General features: G+C 44.1%; 12 protein-coding genes. 9 read left to right on the forward strand and 3 right to left on the reverse strand.

The annotated features are described in order from the left end of the window. Positions 1 to 640 precede the first annotated feature (640 nt). Positions 641 to 3,394 carry a bifunctional acetaldehyde-CoA/alcohol dehydrogenase gene (adhE, locus tag OCV11_RS04860; RefSeq protein WP_261895342.1) on the forward strand — a complete coding sequence of 918 codons (2,754 nt, stop codon included), beginning with the start codon at positions 641 to 643 and terminating at the stop codon, positions 3,392 to 3,394. A gap of 526 nt (positions 3,395 to 3,920) precedes the next feature. Here adhE and OCV11_RS04865 read toward each other — a convergent pair. Next, positions 3,921 to 5,480: a SulP family inorganic anion transporter gene (locus tag OCV11_RS04865; RefSeq protein WP_261895343.1), complete on the reverse strand. Its 1,560-nt coding sequence runs from the start codon at positions 5,478 to 5,480 to the stop codon at positions 3,921 to 3,923. A gap of 317 nt (positions 5,481 to 5,797) precedes the next feature. Then, positions 5,798 to 8,884, reverse strand: coding sequence for a ribonuclease E (rne, locus tag OCV11_RS04870; RefSeq protein ID WP_261895344.1), 3,087 nt, complete (start codon positions 8,882 to 8,884; stop codon positions 5,798 to 5,800). Between the two features lie 624 nt (positions 8,885 to 9,508). Between rne and rluC the strand changes: the two genes are divergently transcribed. After that, positions 9,509 to 10,459 (forward strand): 23S rRNA pseudouridine(955/2504/2580) synthase RluC, encoded by a 951-nt coding sequence (rluC, locus tag OCV11_RS04875; protein ID WP_261895345.1) that lies wholly within the window; start codon positions 9,509 to 9,511, stop codon positions 10,457 to 10,459. 189 nt (positions 10,460 to 10,648) lie between these two features. On the opposite strand, the gene OCV11_RS04880 is transcribed toward rluC, so the two are convergent. Beyond that, the gene (locus tag OCV11_RS04880; RefSeq protein WP_261895346.1) at positions 10,649 to 11,230 is read right to left on the reverse strand and encodes a Maf family protein; all 582 of its coding nucleotides are present in this window, start codon (positions 11,228 to 11,230) and stop codon (positions 10,649 to 10,651) included. A gap of 147 nt (positions 11,231 to 11,377) precedes the next feature. Between OCV11_RS04880 and yceD the strand changes: the two genes are divergently transcribed. The 7 genes from yceD (at position 11,378) to acpP (ending at position 16,320) form a co-directional block, all read left to right on the forward strand. Continuing rightward, the gene (gene yceD / locus OCV11_RS04885) at positions 11,378 to 11,902 is read left to right on the forward strand and encodes a 23S rRNA accumulation protein YceD (protein WP_261895348.1); all 525 of its coding nucleotides are present in this window, start codon (positions 11,378 to 11,380) and stop codon (positions 11,900 to 11,902) included. Positions 11,903 to 11,938: 36 nt separating this feature from the next. Next, positions 11,939 to 12,109 carry a 50S ribosomal protein L32 gene (gene rpmF, locus OCV11_RS04890; protein ID WP_261895349.1) on the forward strand — a complete coding sequence of 57 codons (171 nt, stop codon included), beginning with the start codon at positions 11,939 to 11,941 and terminating at the stop codon, positions 12,107 to 12,109. 9 nt (positions 12,110 to 12,118) lie between these two features. Beyond that, positions 12,119 to 13,144, forward strand: coding sequence for a phosphate acyltransferase PlsX (gene plsX, locus OCV11_RS04895; RefSeq protein ID WP_261895350.1), 1,026 nt, complete (start codon positions 12,119 to 12,121; stop codon positions 13,142 to 13,144). 5 nt (positions 13,145 to 13,149) lie between these two features. Further along, complete coding sequence (locus tag OCV11_RS04900; RefSeq protein WP_261895351.1) at positions 13,150 to 14,103, forward strand: beta-ketoacyl-ACP synthase III; 954 nt, start codon at positions 13,150 to 13,152, stop codon at positions 14,101 to 14,103. Positions 14,104 to 14,168: 65 nt separating this feature from the next. Next, the gene (fabD, locus tag OCV11_RS04905; RefSeq protein ID WP_261895352.1) at positions 14,169 to 15,092 is read left to right on the forward strand and encodes an ACP S-malonyltransferase; all 924 of its coding nucleotides are present in this window, start codon (positions 14,169 to 14,171) and stop codon (positions 15,090 to 15,092) included. 28 nt (positions 15,093 to 15,120) lie between these two features. Continuing rightward, on the forward strand, positions 15,121 to 15,855 hold the full coding sequence (gene fabG, locus OCV11_RS04910; RefSeq protein WP_261896229.1) for a 3-oxoacyl-ACP reductase FabG: 735 nt from the start codon (positions 15,121 to 15,123) through the stop codon (positions 15,853 to 15,855). A 231-nt stretch (positions 15,856 to 16,086) separates the two neighbouring features. After that, on the forward strand, positions 16,087 to 16,320 hold the full coding sequence (gene acpP, locus OCV11_RS04915) for an acyl carrier protein (protein WP_014204679.1): 234 nt from the start codon (positions 16,087 to 16,089) through the stop codon (positions 16,318 to 16,320). Positions 16,321 to 16,366 lie beyond the last annotated feature (46 nt).

Consider the following 16,366-nt stretch of genomic DNA (forward strand, 5'->3'; position numbering starts at 1 on the left):
ACAAAACGGCGCTAATGTAAGGCAAACTGTGACTAACGACGAATGAAAAAAATTGTAGCCAATTTGACAGCCAGCATTACAAAAAATAATGGGTAGTTTATGTAAACGGGCGCTCCGTCAATTTAGAGTGACTTAATACAATAGCGTGACGAAATGATTCATCACTGAGACATACTGAAAAACGACAAATATGGTTACTTTTTATAGGGTATTTTGTGAATCTTTTGTTTGACCAAGGTAGCGAAACGGTGTTTAGATATACCCCCAGTAGCACATCGTTAATGAGGTGCGGTTGTTCACTTGTAGCAAAATGAAACTTTTTGGAACAGAGATGTCTTATTTTTATTAGTTGTTTCTAAAATGGTCATCTTTGTGACTTTTGTTCATAAATAAAAATTCTTTTAAATCAACATCTTATATATTTTTTCTTCGAGTAATAAAATTTGTGTGTTTTTAATTGGCGGAACTGATCTTAGTCAATTTTTTTCGAGGAGCGAAATATTATACTCAAGCCATAAAAGCGATTTACTAAGTGTCTTGTTTGCTCAGTGTCTTGTTAGTTAAGTTGTTGATAGATTGGCGTTACTAGGAAGCGAATACTTAATAAAAAGTTTTTAATTTTAAATTTAGGAGATTCATTATGCCTGTTACAAATTTGGCTGAACTCGACGCTCTTGTTGCCCGTGTTAAAAAAGCACAAGCGGAATTCGCAACTTACTCTCAGGAGCAAGTTGATAAGATTTTCCGCGCTGCATCACTTGCTGCGAACCAAGCTCGAATTCCTTTGGCACAACAAGCGGTTGCAGAGTCTGGTATGGGTATCGTCGAAGACAAAGTAATCAAAAACCACTTTGCTTCTGAGTATATCTACAACAAATACAAAGACGAACAAACTTGTGGTGTGCTTGAAGTTGATGACAGCATGGGCACCATGACCATTGCAGAACCTGTGGGCATTATCTGTGGTATCGTCCCAACAACAAACCCAACTTCAACCGCTATCTTCAAATCTCTCATCTCTCTAAAAACACGTAACGGTATTATTTTCTCTCCACACCCACGTGCTAAACACTCTACTAATGATGCTGCGAAACTGGTACTTGATGCTGCTGTTGCTGCTGGTGCACCTAAAGACATCATCGGTTGGATTGATGAACCTTCTGTAGAACTCTCTAACGCGTTGATGCGTCATAATGACATCGCATTGATCCTTGCAACTGGTGGTCCAGGCATGGTGAAAGCGGCTTACTCTTCAGGTAAACCAGCTATCGGTGTGGGCGCTGGTAACGTTCCTGTCGTTATCGACGAAACTGCAGACATCAAACGTGCAGTGGCTTCTGTTCTTATGTCTAAAACCTTCGATAACGGTGTGGTATGTGCTTCTGAACAAGCCGTTATCGTTGTTGATGCGGTTTACGAAGAAGTTAAACAACGTTTTGCTTCTCATAAAGCTTACGTTCTAAGCAAAGACGAAGCGGCAAAAGTGCGTAACGTACTGCTTATTGATGGCGCGTTGAACGCAAAAATTGTGGGTCAACCAGCCACTAAAATTGCGGAAATGGCAGGCGTAGCCGTTCCTTCTGATACTAAAGTACTTATCGGTGAAGGTTTGCATGGCAAAGTGTCTACTGAAGATGCCTTTGCTCATGAAAAATTGTCTCCAACACTGGGTATGTTCCGTGCGGATAACTTTGAAGATGCGGTAGAACAAGCTATCCATATGGTTGAGATTGGTGGTATCGGTCATACATCTGGTCTTTACACTGACCAAGACGCTAACCAAGACCGTATTCTATACTTCGGTAACAAACTGAAAACTGCACGTATTTTGATTAACATCCCAACCACTCACGGTGGTATCGGTGACTTGTACAACTTCAACGTTGCACCTTCACTGACTTTGGGTTGTGGCTCTTGGGGTGGTAACTCAATCTCTGAAAACGTGGGTCCAAAACACCTAATCAACAAAAAAATCGTAGCAAAACGAGCAGAGAACATGTTGTGGCATAAACTTCCAAAATCAGTTTACTTCCGCCGTGGTAGCCTGCCAGTTGCACTGAGTGACTTGGAAGGCAAAAAACGTGCATTCCTAGTAACCGACCGCTTCCTATTTAACAACGGCTACTCAGACGAGATTGTTGAATTGTTGAAAGCTCAAGGCATGGAAGTGCAAACTTTCTATGAAGTAGAAGCTGACCCAACCCTTTCTATCGTGAAGAAAGGTGCAGAACAGATGAACAGCTTCAAACCTGATGTGATTCTTGCTCTTGGTGGTGGTTCACCAATGGACGCTGCAAAAATCATGTGGGTTATGTACGAACACCCAGAAACTGAATTTGAAGAACTCGCAATGCGTTTTATGGATATCCGTAAACGTATCTACAAATTCCCTAAAATGGGTCAAAAAGCAGAGCTTGTTTGTATCACTACTACTTCTGGTACGGGTTCTGAAGTAACTCCATTTGCGGTCGTAACTGACGATGAAACCGGCGCGAAATACCCACTAGCTGACTACGAATTGACACCAAACATGGCAATCGTTGATGCTAACTTGGTAATGAACATGCCTAAATCTCTAACTGCTTTCGGTGGTTATGATGCGGTAGTTCACGCTCTTGAAGCTTATGTTTCTGTCATGGCGAGTGAATACTCAGATGGTCAAGCGCTACAAGCTCTGAAACTGTTGAAAGAGTACCTACCATCAAGCTATGCAAATGGTGCGAAAGACCCAATCGCTCGTGAACGTGTCCATAATGCGGCTACTATCGCTGGTATCGCTTTCGCGAACGCCTTCTTGGGTGTATGTCACTCAATGGCGCACAAACTGGGTGCTGAATTCCATATTCCACACGGTTTAGCTAACGCGTTGCTAATGGAAAACGTGGTTCGTTACAACGCGAACGACAACCCAACTAAACAAACTGCTTTCTCTCAATACGACCGTCCACAAGCACGTCGTCGTTATGCAGAAGTGGCTGAACATCTAGGTTTAGCTAAACCTGGTGACCATACTGCAGAGAAAATCCAAGCATTGGTCACTTGGCTAAATGAACTTAAAGTGGCGCTAGACATCCCAATGTCTATCCAAGCTGCTGGTGTGAACGAAGCTGACTTCCTTGCAAAATTGGATGAACTTGCAGTAGAGGCATTCGATGACCAATGTACTGGTGCAAACCCACGTTACCCATTGATCAGCGAATTGAAAGAAGTTCTGATTGCTTCTTACTACGGTAAAGCTTACGTAGAGGGTGAAACTTTCGAAGGTACTACCGTAATTAAGAAAAAAGCTGACCAAGTGGAAGCGGTAAAACGCGCTCACGAAGCAGCGAAAGCTGAAGCCGCTGCTAAAGACAAATCTGTTAAAGCAGCGAAAAAAAGCAAAACTGAAGCGTAATACGCTCCATTAAGTTCATATATCTCTAAGATAAAGCCCCACGCTGTGGGGCTTTTTTTGTTTGCTCTGCAAAGCTAGCAAAACCGTCCCTTGAATTCCCTTATGGGGACAGGCACCCTAAGATAGCCAAAATTGCTTATAGAGATCAGAGGGCTAGATTACTTCATCCGAATAGCTCGTATTCCTCTAACGGTTAATTATTACGAGTACCGGCGTGTGAATGGGTAGGGGAAGTGGTGGCTCCTTATTAGAAAAACACACCGTATTTTGCTCACCTAGACGTAATGAAAAGTTATCCATTAGGTACGGCTCCCAAATGATCTACTTACCGTGTTTTAAGTCATGTTCAATAGAGAGAGTGACTGGTCATATAGAAAATTGGGCCTGTAAGTAGCCCTATTGCCGTTTAAAGAAATTAAGTTGACATGAGTCGCAAAGATTAACCTTTATCCCAAGGGAGGGCTTAGAGGCGTTATTAGCGATAGGAATAAAAAATCCCCGCGAAGCGGGGATTGAGAGTCGTTGTCTAGCCAGCTAACACGTTGGTTGCGACTTTATAAGTTGGGTCATCTTTTACGTCGATCTCGATGAGGGCACCTGCTTTTTCAAGTAGGGTGCGGCAATCTGGGCTTAAATGACGTAAATGTACTTTCTTATTCAAATGAGAGTAACGTTCAGCGATGGTTTGAATCGCTTCAATTGCGGAGTGGTCAACAACACGAGATTGTGCGAAATCGATGATTACTTGGTCTGGATCATCCGCTGCATTAAACAGCTCTAAGAAATTCGCTGCAGAGCCAAAGAAAATAGGACCGTTAATTTTGTATTCTTTGCTGCCATCTTCTTTGATTTGGCTAACCGCATGAATTTGTTTTGCATGTTGCCATGCAAACATCAGTGCTGATGCAACGATGCCTACACCTACGGCAATAGCAAGGTCGGTAAATACCGTCACGACTGTAACCAGCACAATCACAAAGAAATCTTGTTTTGGTACGCGGCGCGCCAGTTTAAAGGTCGCCCATTCAAACGTACCAATCACCACCATAAACATCACACCAACTAGGGCTGCGAGAGGGATCATTTCGATCAGTGACGAAGTAAATAGAATAAATACCAATAACCCCACCGCTGCCGTAATACCTGATAAGCGACCACGACCGCCAGAGTTGGTATTGATCATCGATTGGCCGATCATTGCGCAGCCGCCCATTGCCCCAAACATAGAACAACTGATGTTCGCAATACCTTGACCAATACATTCGCGATTTGACTGACCGCGAGTGTTGGTCATTTCATCAATAACGGTCAAAGTTAGAAGTGACTCAATTAAGCCCACTGCAGCCAAAATGACTGAATAAGGAAGAATGATTTTCAGTGTCTCGAAAGTCATTGGTACGCTAGGTAGAGCAAACGTTGGCAAGTTGCCAGCGAGTGTGGCGTTGTCGTTACCAGACATAGTACGCAGGAAGTCGACAACAGTGCGGGTGTCTAAGCCAAGCACCTGAACTAAAACCGTGATTGAGATAATCGCAACCAGTGATGAAGGCACTGCTTTGGTTAGCTTAGGTAAGAAATGAATAATGGCCATCGTTAGGGCAACTAACCCCAACATAATGATCATCTTATCGGTAGGTAACCAAGTGAGAAGACCTGCTGCGTTAGGCATTTTAAATTGCCCAAGCTGAGCTAAGAAAATGACAATCGCTAAACCGTTAACAAAACCAATCATCACCGGTGTTGGTACGATACGGATAAATTTCCCGAGCTTAAATACGCCCGCCAAAATCTGCAAAATACCCGTGAGCAATATCGCAGCAAACAGATATTGCAACCCATGCTGAGCAACTAAGCTGACCATGACGACAGCCATTGCACCTGTAGCACCAGAGATCATGCCAGGACGGCCACCGAAAATGGAGGTCATCAGGCCAACAAGAAATGCGGCATAAAGACCGACCATAGGATCGACGCCAGCGACAAATGAGAAGGCTACCGCTTCAGGTACGAGTGCCAGCGCGACGGTAAGTCCAGATAGCACATCATTTTTTATTGAATGCTTTGATAACGTTGGGGATTCGAGCATATTGATGGTTACTTACTTGTTAAGGGGGCTAATCGTATGGGGAGAAAATTAAATGGACCAAGCAAAATAGCGCATTTTTGCTGATGAACATAACACTTACCCCAGTAGAACCGCGGATGCTACAGAAATGTTAGCGGGAGTTCAATATACAATCAGAATTATACCTCTCCCGAGTTAACCTTCGAGCAAAGGTAGATGAACAGAACCTATTTAGCTGCGTCTGTTGGATGAGTGATATGGAGTGCATGTTGAATTTGGTTTATTCGCCCAAAAGAAAAGGCTGCCGAAGCAGCCTTTTGGATTGGTACAAAGTGGAATTAGAAACCTTGAGGTTTTGTCATTCCTGCGCTTGCTTGACTGCGAGCGACTTGACTGCCAGCACCTTTAGATACGTAACGGTCAGCTTTGAATGGTGCAGCAATGATATCAATCTCTTTAATATCATTTGTGCCAGGAGCTTTCGCCATTGCAGATGATGCGTGGTTTTTGTGGTTAAACGCCACAGTACCAGAGCGCTCAGCTTTTGGTGTCTTAACAACCACAGGAGCAGCAGGAGCCACCACTTTGACAGCTTCTTCAACAATCGGTTCTTCCACTGGAGCAGCAACTTGTGGTTGCGCTTCTTCGAGCTGAACTTGTGCAACAGGTTCAACAACGATAGGAGACTCTTCGAACATTGGCGCAGTTTCCACAGCCTCTGCTACTTGAACAGGTTCTTCTGCTTTCACTTGCTCTACAACTTGAGTGGCTGCAACGTCACGGCGAACGATCACTTTACCCATTGCCATCTCTGGGAATGCGTAACCCCCTAGAGTTGGTTTAGCTTCCACTACTGGAGTTACAACGGTTTCAGCAGCAACAGTTTGTACTTGAGCGGCTTTTTCCATTGAACGAGCTAGGCCGTAGCTTGGCATTACTTTGCCCATTGCCATCTCAGGAGAGGCAACGCCACCTTTACGTAGGCGGAATGGGTTAGGGCGACGGTCACGACCACGACGACGACGTTGACCACTTGCACGTAGGTGACGTGGTGAACGACGGTTACGACGTTGTTTGTTCTCTTTACCATCTTCGTCGCCTAGGTCATCGTTTTGATCATTGACATCCATAAGATCAGTTGGTTTTAAATCTTCTAGCTCTGCTTCTGGAGAGATGAAGTTTTCTTCAACTGCTTCTGGCGCTTGACCATTGCGACGAACTTGCTTGGTTAGCTTACGGCGTTGACGACGTTCTTTAACCTTAGCTGTTTTCGCTTCTACTGCTGCTTCTTCAACAACAGGTTCGATCTCTTTCGCCTGTTGAGCTTCTTCAGCAAGTTGACGACCTTGCTCTTGTAACTTGTTCGCTTTCGCGTCGTCACGTTTGTTGTTACGACGGTCTTGCTGACGATCCTGCTTAGGCTTACGTTCTTGACGCTGTTTACGGTTGTTGTTACTACCGTTTTCTTCTTTGTCTTGAACATTAGCTGCAGCTTCTTGTGGCTTCTCTTTCTTCTCAACAGTGGACTCAACACCCGCTTTATTATTGCGTTTGTTTTTATCACGAGAATTACGACGACGATCGTTATTGCGATCATTGTTACGTTCGCGACGAGGAGCACGAGGAGCATCTTGCGTTTCTTGTTCCGCTGGTTGAGCAACAACGACTTTTTCAGAAGTTGGTGAGCCGGCAAACAGTTTGCTTAACGCAGTAAATAGACGACTAAAGAAGCCAGGTTGTTGTGGCGCAGCTGGCTGAGCAGCAACAGGTGCTTGCTCTACAGGTTTAACTGGTTTTGGCGCTGGAGCGCTTTGGCTTGGCGCAGCAAAACCTTTCAAAATTGGCTCTTCGACACGTTTTGGCTTGATGTCGATATCAACCACTTCTTTACCTTCTGCTTCTTTCATGCTTTCTAATTTCTTAGGAATCAAGTAAGACAGCATTTCTTGCTCTTCGCCTTCGCGAATACGGATCACTTCAAAATGAGGTGTTTCCATATCAGATGTCGGAACAATCATGATTCTCACATCTTGAGCTTTCTCAATGTGATTGATTGAACGACGTTTTTCGTTAAGCAAGTAAGAAGCGATAGAAACAGGCACAACAGCCAACACTTGAGCAGTGTTGTCTTTCAGTGCTTCTTCTTCGATCAAACGCAATACAGATAGAGCTAGAGATTCATTGTCACGAATCACACCAGTACCACTACAACGTGGACAGATGTGGTGGCTTGCTTCAGCCAATGATGGGCTCAAGCGTTGACGAGACATCTCTAAAAGACCAAATCGTGAAATACGGCCAATCTGAACGCGAGCACGGTCAAGGCGAACGGCTTCACGTAGACGGTTTTCAACTTCACGTTGGTGACGTACAGGTGTCATATCGATAAAGTCGATAACGACCAAACCACCTAAGTCACGAAGACGTAACTGACGGGCAATTTCATCTGCTGCTTCTAAGTTGGTATTCAGTGCTGTTTCTTCGATATCGCCGCCTTTTGTAGAACGAGCGGAGTTGATATCGATAGAAGTCAACGCTTCTGTTGGGTCGATAACGATTGAACCACCGGATGGTAGACGTACTTCACGTTGGAATGCTGATTCGATCTGGCTTTCGATTTGGAAGTGACTAAACAGTGGAACTTCACCATCGTATTTCTTAACGCGACTTGCAAAATCAGGACGAACCAGATTGATGTGCTCTAGAGCGCGTTCATAGATGGTATTGCTGTCGATAAGAATCTCACCAATATCACGACGTAGATAGTCACGAATAGCGCGAACAATCACGTTACTTTCTTGGTGAATTAGGAATGGTGCTGGGTTTGAGTCAGAAGCTTCTTTGATGGCTGCCCAGTGATTGAGAAGCACATTAAGGTCCCACTCTAGCTCTTCACCGCTTTTACCGACACCTGCAGTACGAACAATCAGTCCCATGCCTTGTGGAAGTTGAAGGGTGCTAAGAGCTTCTTTAAGTTCTGTACGTTCGTCACCTTCGATACGACGAGAGATACCGCCGGCACGAGGGTTGTTTGGCATCAGAACTAGGTAACTACCAGCAAGAGAAATAAACGTAGTTAACGCTGCCCCTTTACTGCCGCGCTCTTCTTTTTCGACTTGAACAATGACTTCTTGACCTTCCGCAAGCACTTCTTTAATGCTTGGTCGGCCTTGGTAGGTGTATCCGTCGGGGAAGTATTCGCGGGCAATTTCTTTGAGGGGGAGGAAACCATGACGTTCAGCGCCGTAATCAACAAAAGCAGCTTCCAGACTTGGCTCGATACGGGTGATACGTCCTTTGTAAATATTTGCTTTTTTCGATTCATGTCCAGGACTTTCGATATCCAAATCGAAAAGTCGCTGGCCATCAACCAACGCGACACGCATCTCTTCTTTTTGAGTTGCGTTTATTAACATTCTTTTCATTGAAAAAATCTCATTATCTTTATCTTTCGTTTTGATTTTTGTTCTTGCTGCTGTATTTCGTTTTCAAGGTGCCTGATCCCATGGCTTAGGTTTGTACAGCCTCCCGGCTGGAGGGGATGCTCTAGGGCACATCAGTTATCACAAGTAAAAATGGTTACTTGTGATCCGCGTACTTAGGCGGTTGATACTCAACATGAAAAGACGACGAGTAGAGCAGCAAGAGGGCTTTAACCAACCGTGTCTTACGCCACATGCTGCACATTGGTTTTCAGCCAACTACTCATTAACATTGTCCAATGCCAAAACACAAAATTGATTGATTTAGCGTTTAACTATGAACAGTGGTGAACTATAGCAGTGACTGTAGTAGTCAGCAATCTGCTTTAGCCGAAAGGGTGTAAAATTTTGCTTCTTCGCCCAAAAAATCACACATAGAGTGAGTGAAAACGAAAATAACATTACAAGTTGTAGGTGTTTTAATTGGTCGATTTTCGGGCAGTTAAACGAGCTTAAAAGGAATGTTGCTGTTATTTTCGTCGTTTTCGGCCAGAATACGCGTAAAAGCGCTTTTTTTGATAAACACCCAAATAGGTTTTTGCGGGAATTAAGGTTAAAATAATCGCCATGAGCGAAATAAAAACACAAGTCCAGTTCGTTGATATCGACGAAGACATGGCTGGTCAACGCATTGATAACTTTCTGCGTAACCAATTAAAAAACATTCCAAAAAGCGTGATTTATCGAATCCTACGTAAGGGTGAGGTGCGCGTAAACAAAAAGCGTGTCAAAGCAGAGTACAAATTGGCTGCAGGTGATGTTGTGCGCGTCCCTCCTGTCACTGTTTCTGTTGAGGACGAGCAACCCGCTGCCCCAGTAAGTACTAACTTACAAAAAGTGGCCGAGTTGGAGTCGTGTATTTTATACGAAGACGACCACATGTTGGTGCTAAATAAGCCTTCAGGTACGGCAGTACATGGTGGGAGTGGTCTTAAATTCGGTGCGATTGAAGCGTTACGAGCTCTAAGACCACAAGCGCGTTTTCTTGAATTGGTACACCGAATCGATCGCGATACTTCAGGTATTTTGTTGGTCGCGAAAAAACGTTCAGCCTTGCGTCACTTGCAAGCTCAATTTCGTGAGAAGACGATTCAAAAATATTACTTTGCGTTGGTAATGGGAAAGTGGGAGGCCAAATGCAAAGCGGTCAATGCTCCTTTACTCAAAAATGACGTTAATAGCATTGTGCGTGTTAACCCGCAGGGAAAACCTTCGGAGACGCGCTTTAAAATTTTGGAATCATTTAAAGAAGCGACTTTAATTCAGGCTAGCCCGATTACAGGCCGTACTCACCAAATTCGTGTTCATGTGCAATATATGGGGCATCCAATTGCATGGGACGATCGTTATGGCGATCCTCGTTTTGATGCTTATACCTCGCAATTTGGCATTAAAAGATTGTTCTTACATGCTGCTAACATCAAGTTCATTCACCCAGGAAGTGAGCAAGCGATGGAAATCAATGCTCCGTTGGATAAGAACTTGGAAAATGCACTAGGTAAATTACGTCAAGCGTAATCATGTGAGTAGATAAATAAAGAGGCTTGTTTTACAAGCCTCTTTTACATTGAATTTGCAATATACCCAAATGACCTCAAGATGCACAATTCAGTGCGTCATCAGCGAGCACAAGTCAAGCTCAATTACGGAAGGAATGGCCATCCCCTCGCAACGTCATTGGGTATCGTTATTGTGCAGAAATGCAAGTTATAGAACAGGGTGTCCTGCCTGTTCAAGTAGGCTAACCAGCTTGATTAATGGTAAACCGATCAGGCTATTCGGGTCGTCCCCTTCTAAACGTTCAAATAGGGCAATGCCCAATCCTTCACTTTTAAAGCTACCAGCGCAGTAAAGCGGCTGCTCTTTTCGCACATAAGTTTCCACTTGAGAGCGGGATAATTGGCGAAAATGTACGTCAAAATGATCCAGTGTCACCTGCGCTTCTTCGGTTTCCGTGTTGTATAACGCTAGCCCAGTATAAAAACGAATGGTTTTGCCGCTTTGACTCAATAACTGTTCAATAGCCGCTTCTTCTGTGTGCGGTTTGCCAACAATTTGGTTGTTAATAACACAGACTTGATCACTGCCAATGACTAAACTTGGCTGAGTCAATTGACAGGATTTCGCTTTAGCAACCGCAAGGCGAGTGACCAATCGTTCAGCGGTTTCATTGAGTAGTGGCGTTTCATCACAGTCGGGTTTTGCTGTCACAAAGGGAATGGCTAATTTTTCGAGCAGTTGCTGACGAAATATCGAAGTTGAAGCTAAAACCAGTTGGTAATTTTGCATTTTAATTTACAATTATCGGAAGTTTGGGAACAGCATATCTGATTGTAGAAAGCGGTTCATAACTATTGACGTGAAAAGGGAAAAAAAACGAAGTTTTTTGCCTTTTTCTTTGACTAAATTTGTTTTGGAAGATAATATTCGCGCCCTATGCAAAAGGTAAAAATACCGCGAACGATAGATCCTGGGAAAGCGGCTCAGAAACGTCTTGATTACGATGGCATCATCCAATCCAGCCTTTTCAAGCGCTTAACAGAATCAGTCGAAGGCGTAAAACGCGACGCTCAAGTGTTATTGTCATTTGGGTTAGATGAACAGCGACTTGTTGTTATCTCTGGTAAAGCTAACATTCAAGTTGATTTAGAGTGTCAACGCTGTAATGAAGTTTTCGCACATGAGTGCGAAGTCGAATTCACTTATACGCCTTACTATAGTGCGAAAAGTGAAGAAGACGCTCCGGAAGAGTATGATTTGGTAGATCTTAACGAATTCGGTGAACTTGATGTTGTACAGTTAGTTGAAGACGAGTTCATTCTAAACTTACCCCAAGTAGCGATGCATGATGAGTCTGAATGTAGCGTTGATTCAAACAACTTGGTGTTTGGTGATCTTCCGGAAGAAATTGTGGAAGATAAGCCGAATCCATTCGATGTTTTAAAAAGTTTGAAGAAATAAATTCTTCAGACATTACTTAACATAGGAGTAGGGTCAATGGCCGTACAACAAAACCGTAAATCACGTGCACGCCGTGATATGCGTCGTTCACATGATGCACTAACTACTGCTGCTGTATCTGTAGATGCGACTTCTGGTGAAACTCACCTACGTCACAACGTGACTGCTGACGGTTACTACCGTGGCAAAAAGGTTATCAACAAGTAAGGTTAACCTTTGCATAATTTAACCGTTGCACTTGATGCAATGGGCGGTGATTTCGGTCCCCGTGTCACAGTGCCTGCCGCCGTGCAGGCACTGTCGCATTTCCCTGAGTTGAAAGTGTCCCTCGTGGGTGACCAGTCGCAAATTGCCCACCAACTGTCTTTATTAGGTTGCAAAGCAGATGCTCGCTTGAGTATTGTGCATTGTGATCGAATGATATCTGACTCAGAGAAACCTTCGCTCGCACTTCGTCATAGTGCAGGAACTTCCATGGGAGTTTCTATTGAACTTGTGGCCGAAGGGCATGCCGATGCTTGTGTTAGCGCTGGAAATACCGGTGCATTAATGGCACTCTCCCGATTTCGTCTTAAACTATTACCTGGTATCGATAGACCCGCGTTAGTCTCAGCCCTTCCTACGGCAAGTGGCCATAAAACGTGGATGCTCGATTTAGGCGCAAACGTGTCCAGTGACGCAGACTCATTGTTCCAATTTGCTGTGATGGGAGCAGCATTAGCCGAGGAACATTTGGGGCGAGCTGCACGTGTGGCGATTTTAAATATCGGTGCTGAGGAAATAAAAGGTAATGACCTTGTCAAACGTTGTGCGGAAATGCTCAACCAGACACAAGCTGTGAATTACATTGGTTACATTGAAAGTAACCAACTGCTACTTGATGTAGCAGATGTGATTGTTTGTGATGGTTTTGTTGGCAACGTCTGTTTGAAGGCATGTGAAGGCACTGCACAACTCTTTATTGATAAGCTTAGAGCTTGTTTTTCAGCTTCATCCATAAAGGGTTGGATTGCTCGAAAACTGTTTTCAGATTTATTTATCGAACTAAAAACACTGAACCCCGACCAGTATAACGGTGCAAGTTTGCTAGGATTGCGCGGCATTGTCATAAAAAGTCATGGAAGAGCTGATGTATCCGCTGTCGTAAATGCAATTTCCGAGGCGGTACACGAAATTAAACGACAAGTACCCAGCCGGATAAGCGATCGTTTGGAAGCGGTTTTACTCGAGAGGCATTATTAGTCTTCATGAATAGCAAAATATTAGGAACAGGCAGCTACCTGCCATCTCAGATCCGTACTAATGCGGATTTGGAGAAAATGGTAGACACAAGTGATGAGTGGATCGTGACTCGTACCGGGATTCGTGAACGTCGTATTTCTGCCGAAAACGAAACTGTAGCGGACATGGCAACTATCGCTGCAAAAAATGCGATTGACATGGCTGGTATTGATAAAGACGATATCGACATGATCATCCTTGCAACTACCAGTGGTAGCCACACATTCCCATCATCTGCTTGTCAGGTGCAAGGAAATCTTGGCATTAAAGGTTGCCCAGCGTTTGATATCGCTGCAGCTTGCTCTGGCTTTATATATGCGCTCTCTATCGCAGATCAGCATGTGAAATCAGGTATGTGCAAAAACGTATTGGTGATCGGTGCCGATGCGTTATCAAAAACATGCGACCCAACTGACCGCTCAACTATTATCCTATTTGGTGATGGCGCAGGCGCTGTTGTGGTAGGTGCAAGTGAAGAGCCTGGTATTCTCTCAACTCATATCTACGCTGATGGTGAGTTTGGTGATTTGCTTAGCCTTGAAGTCCCTCAGCGCGGTAGCGGTGATACGGATAAATGGCTGCATATGGCGGGTAACGAAGTATTTAAAGTCGCTGTGACTCAATTGTCTCGTCTTGTGAAGACAACATTGGCAGCGAACAATATGAATAAGTCTGAGTTGGATTGGTTGGTTCCTCACCAAGCAAACTTACGCATTATTTCGGCGACAGCGAAGAAATTGTCTATGTCGCTTGATCAAGTGGTTGTAACGCTCGATCGACATGGTAATACGTCTGCAGCGACGGTACCGACTGCACTCGATGAAGCAGTGCGTGATGGTCGTATTAAACGTGGTCAGACTTTGCTACTTGAAGCATTCGGTGGCGGTTTTACTTGGGGTTCAGCCCTAGTTAAGTTTTAATTCAGATTCTGATGATATGGGGGTCTTATGATTCCCTATCATGATTGCTATTGAAGGAAAAAAACATGAGCAAGTTTGCTATCGTCTTTCCAGGTCAAGGTTCTCAAGCTGTAGGTATGCTTGCTGATCTTGGTGAACAGTATGATGTCGTTAAACAAACTTTCGCTGAGGCATCTGAAGCCCTAGGTTACGATTTGTGGGCACTAGTTCAAGATGGTCCTGTGGAAGATTTGAACCAAACTTTCCGTACTCAGCCAGCATTGTTAGCCGCTTCTGTTGCTATTTGGCGTGTATGGCAAGAACTTGGTTTAGAACAACCAGAAGTTCTTGCAGGGCATAGCTTGGGTGAATACTCAGCGCTTGTTTGTGCGGGTGTTATCGACTTTAAAGAAGCGATTAAATTGGTTGCTCTACGTGGTCAACTGATGCAAGAAGCCGTACCTGCTGGTACTGGCGCTATGTTTGCGATCATTGGTCTAGATGATGCTGCTATTGCTAAAGCATGTGAAGATGCTGCGCAAGGTGAAGTGGTTTCTCCAGTAAACTTCAACTCACCTGGCCAAGTGGTTATCGCTGGTCAAAAAGCGGCAGTAGAACGTGCTGGTGCTCTATGTAAAGAAGCGGGCGCAAAACGTGCTCTTCCTTTACCAGTTTCTGTGCCTTCACACTGTGCACTAATGAAACCAGCAGCAGACAAATTGGCTGAAGCGTTAAAAGCGATTGAATTCAACGAGCCTAAACTGCCAGTGATCAACAACGTTGATGTGGCTGCAGAAACCGCTCCTGAGAAAATCAAAGATGCACTTGTACGTCAGCTTTACAGCCCAGTTCGTTGGACTGAAGGTGTTGAGAAGATGCACGCACAAGGTATCGCAAAACTGATCGAAGTGGGTCCAGGTAAAGTGTTAACTGGCCTAACTAAACGTATCGTTAAAGAGTTAGAAGCAGCTGCTGTTAATGACGTAGCTTCTCTTGACGCTGTTAAGTAAGAGTAGGAAATCAGACATGAATAACTTCATGAATCTTGAAGGCAAAGTCGCACTAGTCACTGGTGCAAGCCGTGGTATCGGTAAAGCGATTGCTGAGCTATTGGCTGAACGTGGTGCTAAAGTGATCGGTACTGCAACCAGCGAAAGTGGTGCAGAAGCGATTAGCGCTTACCTTGGCGAAAACGGCAAAGGTCTAGCATTAAATGTGACGGATGTAGAATCTATTGAAGCGGTTCTAAAAAACATCACTGATGAATTTGGTGGCGTGGATATTTTGGTTAATAATGCCGGTATTACACGAGATAACCTACTGATGCGTATGAAGGATGATGAGTGGACAGATATTCTGGACACTAACCTAACATCTATCTTCCGTCTTTCTAAAGCTGTGTTACGTGGCATGATGAAAAAACGTCATGGTCGTATTATCAACATCGGTTCTGTTGTTGGTACTATGGGTAACGCAGGTCAAACAAACTACGCAGCAGCAAAAGCGGGTGTTATTGGTTTCACTAAGGCTATGGCGCGCGAAGTGGCGTCTCGTGGCGTGACAGTGAACACAGTAGCTCCTGGTTTTATCGAAACAGACATGACTAAAGCGCTAAACGATGAACAACGTGCAGCGACTTTGGCACAAGTTCCTGCGGGTCGCCTTGGTGATCCTCGTGAAATTGCTTCCGCAGTTGTTTTCTTGGCATCTCCAGAAGCTGCTTACATTACGGGCGAAACTTTGCACGTAAATGGTGGCATGTACATGGTTTAATGCCATATTCGTATTGAGTCAGGAAAAACTGTGTTAAAATCCCGACTCAATACGAAACTTGATATAAACTTGAGCATTATTTGTGCATGATTTATATCAATCTTGGTGTGAATTTCGGTTAAAATCATCAATTTTGTGGTTTGACCAGCAAGGTCACACTTGCAACTTTCCCTAGTTCTAATAAACTACGGAATCATCGCATTAGGCGAAATCTGTAAAGGAAAAGAAAAAATGAGCAACATCGAAGAACGCGTAAAGAAAATCATTGTTGAACAGCTAGGTGTAGACGAAGCAGAAGTTAAAAACGAAGCTTCTTTCGTTGAAGATCTAGGTGCTGATTCTCTAGACACTGTTGAGCTAGTAATGGCTCTAGAAGAGGAATTCGACACTGAGATTCCTGATGAAGAAGCAGAGAAAATCACTACTGTTCAAGCTGCGATCGACTACGTTAACAGCGCTCAGTAATATCTCTCCCCAGGCGGCCCTCTGGCCGCCTGAGTTTTTATCAGTC

This window comes from Vibrio porteresiae DSM 19223 (genome assembly GCF_024347055.1).
Lineage (GTDB): Bacteria > Pseudomonadota > Gammaproteobacteria > Enterobacterales > Vibrionaceae > Vibrio > Vibrio porteresiae.

What these genes read in the sequence shown, in the direction of transcription:
- yceD (WP_261895348.1), top strand. Translation starts at nt 11,378, where the DNA reads ATGCAAAAGGTAAAAATACCGCGAACGATAGATCCTGGGAAAGCGGCT.
- rpmF (WP_261895349.1), top strand. Translation starts at nt 11,939, where the DNA reads ATGGCCGTACAACAAAACCGTAAATCACGTGCACGCCGTGATATGCGT.
- fabG (WP_261896229.1), top strand. Translation starts at nt 15,121, where the DNA reads ATGAATCTTGAAGGCAAAGTCGCACTAGTCACTGGTGCAAGCCGTGGT.
- OCV11_RS04865 (WP_261895343.1), bottom strand. Translation starts at nt 5,480, where the DNA reads ATGCTCGAATCCCCAACGTTATCAAAGCATTCAATAAAAAATGATGTG.
- fabD (WP_261895352.1), top strand. Translation starts at nt 14,169, where the DNA reads ATGAGCAAGTTTGCTATCGTCTTTCCAGGTCAAGGTTCTCAAGCTGTA.
- OCV11_RS04880 (WP_261895346.1), bottom strand. Translation starts at nt 11,230, where the DNA reads ATGCAAAATTACCAACTGGTTTTAGCTTCAACTTCGATATTTCGTCAG.
- adhE (WP_261895342.1), top strand. Translation starts at nt 641, where the DNA reads ATGCCTGTTACAAATTTGGCTGAACTCGACGCTCTTGTTGCCCGTGTT.
- rne (WP_261895344.1), bottom strand. Translation starts at nt 8,884, where the DNA reads ATGAAAAGAATGTTAATAAACGCAACTCAAAAAGAAGAGATGCGTGTC.
- acpP (WP_014204679.1), top strand. Translation starts at nt 16,087, where the DNA reads ATGAGCAACATCGAAGAACGCGTAAAGAAAATCATTGTTGAACAGCTA.
- rluC (WP_261895345.1), top strand. Translation starts at nt 9,509, where the DNA reads ATGAGCGAAATAAAAACACAAGTCCAGTTCGTTGATATCGACGAAGAC.
- OCV11_RS04900 (WP_261895351.1), top strand. Translation starts at nt 13,150, where the DNA reads ATGAATAGCAAAATATTAGGAACAGGCAGCTACCTGCCATCTCAGATC.